Genomic DNA, 7,523 nt, shown 5'->3' on the forward strand with positions numbered 1-7,523 from the left:
AAAGGAGGTAAAACAAGCGCCACTTCCATCCTTGGCAGCGGCCTCGCGCCCTCTCAGCCCCGGCGGATCAGCCGGTAAGCCACCTCGTCGAAATAGGAGAGCTGCCCCGAGAGCACCCTGGGGTGATCCAGCTCAGCCCCCCGGCCCAGCACCTCGACACCAAAGTCGCGCTCAAACAGGGTACGCACCTCCATCTCCCCTACCGAGAACGGCGGCTGTTGCTGCTGCTCGGGCTGATACTCGAGGGTCACCAGCAACACCTGCCCTCCCGCCTCCACCAGGCGGCTCATCAGGGCGGCATACTGGCGGCGCATGGCGCCCGGCAAGGCGATGAGGGCCGCCCTGTCATAGACCAGGCGATAACGCTGCCCGAGCTCCGGGGCGGCGAAGAAGTCCCCCTGATAGATGCGCAGATCCTCGTGCCGGTGGCACTGATAGGGACCCACCTCGCTTCTCTCTGCACTCAGGTTGTTCTCGTCAAAAAACTGGGTAATGGCGAGCTCGGAGAGCTCGAAGCCATCCACCGGATGCCCCTGCTCACGCAGCCAAAGCATGTCCCGGGACTTGCCGCAAAGGGGCACCAGCACGGGGTCGCTCCCTTGCCGGGCCGACCACCAGGATTGCAGCCAGCGGTTGAAATCTGCCTGATGAAAGCCAATCCGGTTCTCTTTCCACTTCTGGTGCCAAAATGCCGCTTCCATCATCTTCCTCTCGTCATCTGCAATGGTGCATCACTATCACAACTTCACCGAAGTGGCGCAAGCCCCATGATCCCGCCCCTGTGCACGAGAAGGCCCACGATGGGCAGGCCTCAGGCCACGACCCCAGGCAGGCTTGTCGCCATCGCTGCCAGCCGGGTCAGGATCTGCGCGAAGGTGGGTCGCCGGGAAGGCACCTCAAAGCCGCACTCCCCGGCCAGTCGATGAAGGGGGTCGAGGTCGGCGTCCCCCCCATCACAGCGCGCCAGCAGCTCGGCCAGCAGGCAGCCAAAGGCCCGCACTTCCAGGCGCTCCAGCCGCCCGGCCAGCACGTCATCGGCGCGGTCGTAACAGGAGGCTGCGCCAAAGTCACCGAGCAGCACCCGGCCCGGCGCCTCCTGCGACGAGTGAGGCATCGCGGGCTGCAAGGAGTACAGCAGGTTGTGTGCGTAGAGATCGCCATGGAGGATGCCCCGCTCGTGCAGGTGCCGGGCGGCCGCAGCCACCCCCTGCACCATGGCCATCACCTGGGCCGGGGTGAAGTTCAGATCCTCCCCATAGACATCCCGGGTGCAGGAGTCCAGGCTCGGGGGCCCCGCCAGGGTGGTGAAGGCGGGGTCTATCAGGGGCATCACCAGTGCCGGAATGCCAGAGGGATGATCGCTCACCCTCCCCATCACACCGACCAGGTTTGGATGACGACCGGCGGCCAGGGAGGCAGTCATCTCGCTCAGGGGCAAGCCATCGCTGGTGACGGCCCCCTTGAAGAGCTTGACCGCCACCGCCCCGGGCCCTTCGGCCCTCGCCCACTCGGCGCGATAGATGACGCCGGATGCTCCCTCCCCGAGCACATCCCCCAGTGAGAGCGCCTGCCAGAGGATCTCGGTAGTGAACTCCGATGTGCCGTTCAGACACGCCTGCTCATCACAGAAAGGGTTGCCCGCAAAGGCCAGCCAGGACAGACGCGGCATCGAGGGCAGCCAGCCAGGCAGCGCTGGCAGGCGGTTGGCGGCGATGCGCAAAAGCTCCAAACGGTGGCAACCGGCAAGCGTCTCGGGAAGCCCAGCGAGCCGGTTGCCAGAAAGCATCAGCTTTTGCAGATCAATGCAGCGCCCCAATTCTCCGGGCAGTGTCTCTATCTCGTTGTCGGTCAGGATCAACCAGCGCAATCTGGCGGGCAGGGAGGCGGCCGGGACGGTCGCGATGCGGTTGGCCTTGAAGCCCACCATGGTGAGCGCAGGGCAGCGCCCCAGCACCTCGGGCAGTTCGGTGAAGTTGTTCTCGGAGCAGAAGAGGATGCGCAGCTTCTTGCATTCGGCCAGCTCGTCAGGCAACTCGCTCAGCTGGTTGCCGGTGAGATCCAGCACCTCCAGGGTCTCCTTGAGGCTCAGGATCTCGGGAGGGAACACCGCGAGGTTTTCAACAAGTTTGAGGTGGCGGGCGCCGCAGAGTTCGCCTGCGCGAAGCTGTTCCAGGGTATGCATGGGATCGTCTCTATCAACATTCGGGCTTGCGGTGGCTCACTGCGGGCACTCCCCCCAGACCACACAGGAGGGGCATTATAGGGAATGACGGCCAAAGATGGCCGATTTTATTGCAACGCCTGCTCTTGCAAAGGCCCCCCATCGCCACACTCCCGCTCCTCGCTGCCATGAACCATTCCGGTCGCGCGCTTGGGAGGTTGATCATTTGGTTGGCGCCATATAGTATGGCGCCATACAAAGACATTCGAGACTCACCATCATGATCACGCTGGAACAGAAACACCTCGCCCTGCTCGAGGATGCAGAGCGCCGCGGACACGCGGACACCCAAAACATGCGCGTCTGCTTTGAGGTGTTGACCCTCGCCGCTGCCATCGATCAGGCGTGCGCGGCGCGCCTGGCCCCTCACCGCCTCTCCGAAGGCAAGTTCGTGCTGCTGTTTTTGCTGCGCGACCTGCCACAAGGGCTGGCCCCCCACGAGCTTGCCGACAAGGCGGGGGTCACACGGGCCACCATCACCGGCCTGCTCGACGGGCTGCAACGGGACGGCCTGTTGGCTCGCCACAGCGACAGCCAGGACAGGCGAAAGATCTCGGTGCGCCTGACAGAGCAGGGCCAGGCCCTGGCGCAGCACCTGCTCGATGAGCACAGCCAGTGGATAGGCTCCCTGTTTGCCGGGTTCGATCAGACAGAGCGAGAGACCCTGAGCGCCCTGCTCAAGCGGGCCTGGCTCAATGTCCTCTCATCCCGGGCAGGCTGCAGTGATGACGCCACAGAGGAGCACCCATGACACGCAGCCGCATCACGGATATCGCCCCCTCACGCCTCGCCCAGCTCAACCGGGGAGAGGCTGAGGCAAGCAACCTGACCGAATGCCTGGCGGTGAATTTTGCCGCCCTGATGCAGTGCACCCTGCCTTCGCTCGGGCCCCAGGCGCTGGCGTCGATGCACGCTGCATCCGGGGAGGGCATTACCCGGCGCATGGCACTGGCCGCCAGGCTGCTCCTGACCGAGAACGGCACGAGGGATCTTGCGGCGCTCAGCCGCCATCCCTCCGATACCGTGCGGGGCTGGGCCTGTTTCATGGTGGGCACGAGCGAGGGGCTGTCGCTCAGCGACCGCCTGGCCCTCATTCGCCCCCTCGCCGATGACCCGCACTTTGGGGTGCGCGAGTGGGCCTGGCTCGCAATGCGAACGACCATTGCCGCGCAGCTCGAGGCGGCCATTGCCGCCCTGGTGCCCTGGACGGCGGAGCCGTCCGAGCGGCTGCGACGCTTTGCCAGCGAAGCGACCCGGCCCCGCGGCGTCTGGTGTACCCATCTTGCGTCCCTGCGACAAGCGCCGGAGCAGGCCCTGATGCTGCTCGAGCCCCTCAAGGCCGATCCCGCCCCCTATGTGCAGGACTCCGTTGCCAACTGGCTGAACGATGCGAGCAAAGACAGGCCACAGTGGGTCACTGACCTCTGCGCGCGCTGGTCTCGCGAAAGCCCCAGTCCCGCGACAACCCGGATTTGTCAACGCGCCTTGCGCACCTTGCGCAAGGGCCAACTCCCGAAGGAACCCCTATGACCCACTATCTGGCAGAGCTCTACACCCCCACTCCCGCCTGGCTGGCACTGAGCCAGACGGCCCGTCAGCAGTTCTTCGAGGCCATTGGCACAGGCATGGCCAACCTCGCCGCCCTCGGGGTGGAGCCCATCGCCCTGGGCGAGACCGATGCTGCCACCCTCCATGGTACGCCCCACCCCTTCTTCGCCATCTGGCGCGGGCCGGATGCCGCAGCCATCGAGGCCCTCGTCCAGGGAATAGCCGCATCGGGCTGGCACGACTACTTCGAGACGGTCAACGCCACCGGCGCCGGGGTCTCCCTGGGCGAGCACCTTGCACAGTTGGCCGCCCTGCCCTGCGCCGCCACAACCAGCCCCGCCCTGGCCTGATAACCCCTAAAGGAGTGTTATCCCACCTGGCTTTGCGTCAGTGCCGCCGACACCGGTGGCACTGTTTTCCATGCCCTGCCCTTGCAAACCCAGGTCACCACCACCTGGGAAAGCGGCGCCACCACCCCGCTCCCTTCCCACTTCCTTCATAAAACGCTGATATCTCCCGATGCCGTGATGGCCCATCGCCGATGGCACAAGTGAGCAAGATCCGGGTCGTCGTGACGAAGGTTCGCAGCCATAGTGCTTTCAAACCAACAGTGCTTTCGACCCCCCAAAGCTTTGAACCAAAGGAGGGTTGAACCAAAGGAGGTTTGAACCTGGAGGGGGTTGAACCCATCCACTTGTCTGCCAATCCTGCATGAGCGTCGCCACCTGGCGCCATGCACATCTCGCGAGGGAACTGCCATGTCATTACTGTCCAACAAGGTCGCCATCATCACGGGCGCCAGCTCCGGTATCGGTCGCGCCAGCGCCATCCTGTTTGCAAGGGAGGGGGCCAGCGTCGTCGTCGGCGCCCGCCGCCAGAGCGAGCTGGATACGCTGGTGGAGGAGATCAGGGAATTCGGGGGCCAGGCGGTGAGCCTGGCGGGAGATGTGAAAAGCGAAACCTATGCCCGCGCCCTGGTGGATCTCGCGCAGACCCGTTTTGGCGGACTCGATATCGCCTTCAACAACGCCGGCACCACGGGGACACCGGGCAGCGTGCCGGGGCTTGAACTGGCGCAGTGGCAAGAGACCCTGGATACCAACCTCACCAGCGCCTTTGTGGGGGCCAAGTACCAGATCCCCGCCATGCAGGCACGCGGGGGCGGCTCGCTTATCTTTACCTCCACCTTCGTCGGCCATACCCTGGGGCTGCCCGGCATGGCGGCCTATGCTGCGAGCAAAGCAGGCCTCATCGGTCTGACCCAGGTGCTGGCCGCCGAATATGGGGCACAAGGGGTGCGGGTCAACGCCCTCCTGCCGGGGGGCACCGACACCCCCATGGGGCGGGCCTTTACCGATACACCGGAGAGTCTCGCCTTTGTGCAGCATATGCATGCCCTCAAACGGCTGGCCCAACCGGAAGAGATCGCCCGCTCGGCCCTTTATCTCGCGTCCGATGCCTCCAGCTTTACCACCGGCATTGCCCTGCTGGCCGATGGTGGGGTATCTATTTGTCGCACATGACCTTGTCGCACCCAAGATACTGCGGCTGCCAACCTATCGTGAGAGCGCTCTATGTCTGATTACGCCCGCATCGCCGATGCCATCCGTTTTATCGCAAGCCAGGTGGCGCGCCAACCCACCCTGGACGAGATAGCGGCGCACGTTCACCTAAGCCCTTTTCACTTCCAACGGCTGTTCAGCCGCTGGGCCGGGGTGACGCCCAAACGCTATCTACAAGTGCTGACCCTGGAGCGGGCCAAGGCGCTACTGCAGGAGTCGCGCCCGCTGCTGGAGGTGGCCGACACCCTGGGCCTGAGCAGCGGCTCGCGACTCTACGATCACTTCGTGCAGCTCGAAGCGGTGACGCCGGGCGAATACAAACAGCGCGGGGCCGGGCTGGTGATCGATCACGGGGTGCACGACACCCCCTTCGGCCAGGCGTTTGTCGCCCTGACCCCGCGAGGGGTGTGCAACTTCTCGTTTCTCGATGACCAGGCCCCACAAACGCCGCTGAGTGCCCTCGCCCAGCGTTGGCCTGAGGCAGAGCTGCGAGAAGCGCCCTCACGCACCCAGGGGGTCATCCACACCATGTTCGATGACAGCAAGGCGCCGGATCGCCCCCTCTCCTTGCACGTGAGCGGCACCAACTTTCAGATCAGCGTCTGGCGGGCGCTATTGCAGATCCCACCCGCCAAGGTGGTGAGCTACGCCCAGGTGGCAAGCGCCGTCGGCAACCCCAAGGCCGCCCGCGCCGTGGGGCTGGCGGTGGGCGCCAACCCCGTCGCCTTGATGATCCCCTGCCACAGAGTCATTCAGCAAAACGGCAAACTCGGCGGCTATCACTGGGGCGAGACCCGTAAACAGGCGATACACGCCTGGGAAGCGGCGAGGTATGAGTGAACCTGGCCTTTTCTGTTCGCCCTGATGGGAGAGAAACAGGGCTGTTGGTTGTGAGTCAGCAAACTATCAAGTTCACGCCGAACGAGCATTCACGATATAAAGCGAGGGCATTAGCAGTGAATCGCCCCTACTTTCCTAGACACCTCAAGAGCCTCAAACTGAGGTCAATCAGGAGGTGTTATGAGCAAGCAGCAACGTTACACGGAAGAATTCAAACTGGCCGCCGTCAAGCAGGTGACTGAGCGCCATTACCCAGTGGCAGAGGTCGCTGAGCGACTTGGTGTTTCCAGCCACAGTCTTTACGCCTGGATCAGGCGCTACAGCCAGCCCGCCGTGCAGCAACAGCATGACTCCAGCCAGCAAGCCGAAATTCGGCGCCTCAAGGCTGAACTGCGCCGCGTCACCGATGAGCGAGATATCTTAAAAAAGGCCGCCGCGTACTTTGCCAAGCTGTCAGGGTAAGGTACGCCTTCATCCGGGTGCACGCGTCCACACATCCCATCCGCCGACTGTGTCGGATGATGAATGTCCACCCGAGCGGTTATTACGCCTGGCAGCACCAGCCTTTATCTGCCCGCGCACTTGAAGACCAACGCCTCCTGGGCCAGATCAAGCAATGTTGGCTAGAAAGCGGGGGCGTCTATGGCTATCGCAAGATCCGGGATGACCTGCGAGAGATGGGCGAGACCTGTGGGAAACACCGGGTGGCGCGATTAATGCGTCATGAAGGTTTGCGTTCACAAACCGGTTATCGTCGCCGTCCCGGTCATTATGGTGGCCGGCCAACGGTGGTTGCACCGAATCATCTTGAACGCCAGTTCGATGTGACTGAGCCAAATAAGGTCTGGGTAACGGACATCACTTATATTCGAACCCATGAAGGCTGGCTCTATCTGGCCGCGGTATTGGATTTGTTTTCACGACAAGTCATTGGTTGGTCAATGGGGCCACGGATCGACCGAGAGTTGGCCATCAGCGCGTTACTGATGGCAGTGTGGCGACGGCGACCCGAGCAGGAAGTGCTGGTTCATTCTGACCAAGGGAGCCAGTTTAGCAGCTATGACTGGCAGGATTTTTTGCGGGAGCACCGGCTCAAGGCCAGCATGAGCAGACGTGGCAATTGCCATGATAACGCGGTGGCGGAGAGTTTCTTCCAACTCCTCAAACGCGAGCGGATCCGACGTAAAACCTATGCAGATCGGGAGGAGGCCCGGCAGGATGTGTTCGATTACATTGAAATGTTTTACAACCCCAAGCGTCGGCACAGTTTCAACAATGGGCTATCGCCAGTAGAGTGTGAAAAGCAATATTTCGAACGGCTCAAAAGTGTCTAGAGAAGCCGGGGCGATTCA

Annotated in this window: 8 protein-coding genes; 6 read left to right on the forward strand and 2 right to left on the reverse strand. The window is 63.1% G+C overall.

The features are described 5' to 3' along the window. Nucleotides 1-53: 53 nt before the first annotated feature. Both AB5Y80_RS13250 and AB5Y80_RS13255 read right to left on the reverse strand, forming a co-directional pair. Nucleotides 54-701, reverse strand: coding sequence for a thiopurine S-methyltransferase (locus tag AB5Y80_RS13250; protein ID WP_266136073.1), 648 nt, complete (start codon nucleotides 699-701; stop codon nucleotides 54-56). A 110-nt stretch (nucleotides 702-811) separates the two neighbouring features. Then, on the reverse strand, nucleotides 812-2,182 hold the full coding sequence (locus AB5Y80_RS13255; RefSeq protein ID WP_368173041.1) for a leucine-rich repeat-containing protein kinase family protein: 1,371 nt from the start codon (nucleotides 2,180-2,182) through the stop codon (nucleotides 812-814). A 259-nt stretch (nucleotides 2,183-2,441) separates the two neighbouring features. Here AB5Y80_RS13255 and AB5Y80_RS13260 point away from each other — a divergent pair, with 259 nt between their 5' ends. The 6 genes from AB5Y80_RS13260 (at nucleotide 2,442) to AB5Y80_RS13285 (ending at nucleotide 7,505) form a co-directional block, all read left to right on the forward strand. Continuing rightward, nucleotides 2,442-2,972, forward strand: a complete 531-nt coding sequence (locus tag AB5Y80_RS13260) for a MarR family winged helix-turn-helix transcriptional regulator (protein WP_368173042.1) — start codon at nucleotides 2,442-2,444, stop codon at nucleotides 2,970-2,972. After that, nucleotides 2,969-3,751: a HEAT repeat domain-containing protein gene (locus AB5Y80_RS13265; RefSeq protein ID WP_368173043.1), complete on the forward strand. Its 783-nt coding sequence runs from the start codon at nucleotides 2,969-2,971 to the stop codon at nucleotides 3,749-3,751. The genes AB5Y80_RS13260 and AB5Y80_RS13265 overlap by 4 nt, the downstream gene beginning before the upstream one ends. Continuing rightward, a complete protein-coding gene (locus AB5Y80_RS13270; RefSeq protein ID WP_368173044.1) occupies nucleotides 3,748-4,119 on the forward strand; it encodes a DUF6616 family protein in 372 nt (123 codons plus the stop codon). Before AB5Y80_RS13265 ends, AB5Y80_RS13270 begins: the two co-directional genes overlap by 4 nt. Before the next feature lie 408 nt (nucleotides 4,120-4,527). Beyond that, complete coding sequence (locus AB5Y80_RS13275; RefSeq protein WP_368173045.1) at nucleotides 4,528-5,292, forward strand: SDR family oxidoreductase; 765 nt, start codon at nucleotides 4,528-4,530, stop codon at nucleotides 5,290-5,292. Between the two features lie 51 nt (nucleotides 5,293-5,343). Next, nucleotides 5,344-6,171 carry a bifunctional transcriptional activator/DNA repair enzyme AdaA gene (locus tag AB5Y80_RS13280; protein ID WP_368173046.1) on the forward strand — a complete coding sequence of 276 codons (828 nt, stop codon included), beginning with the start codon at nucleotides 5,344-5,346 and terminating at the stop codon, nucleotides 6,169-6,171. Nucleotides 6,172-6,351: 180 nt separating this feature from the next. Then, nucleotides 6,352-7,505 (forward strand): IS3-like element ISAeca4 family transposase gene (locus tag AB5Y80_RS13285; RefSeq protein WP_139739419.1). Its coding sequence is split into 2 segments (ribosomal slippage): nucleotides 6,352-6,589 and nucleotides 6,589-7,505, totalling 1,155 coding nucleotides; the frame shifts between segments, so codons are not numbered across the junction. The last annotated feature ends 18 nt before the right edge of the window (nucleotides 7,506-7,523 follow it).

Origin of the sequence: Aeromonas sp. R2-1, from assembly GCF_040908425.1 — a bacterium.
In the GTDB taxonomy this organism is placed as follows: domain Bacteria; phylum Pseudomonadota; class Gammaproteobacteria; order Enterobacterales; family Aeromonadaceae; genus Aeromonas; species Aeromonas caviae.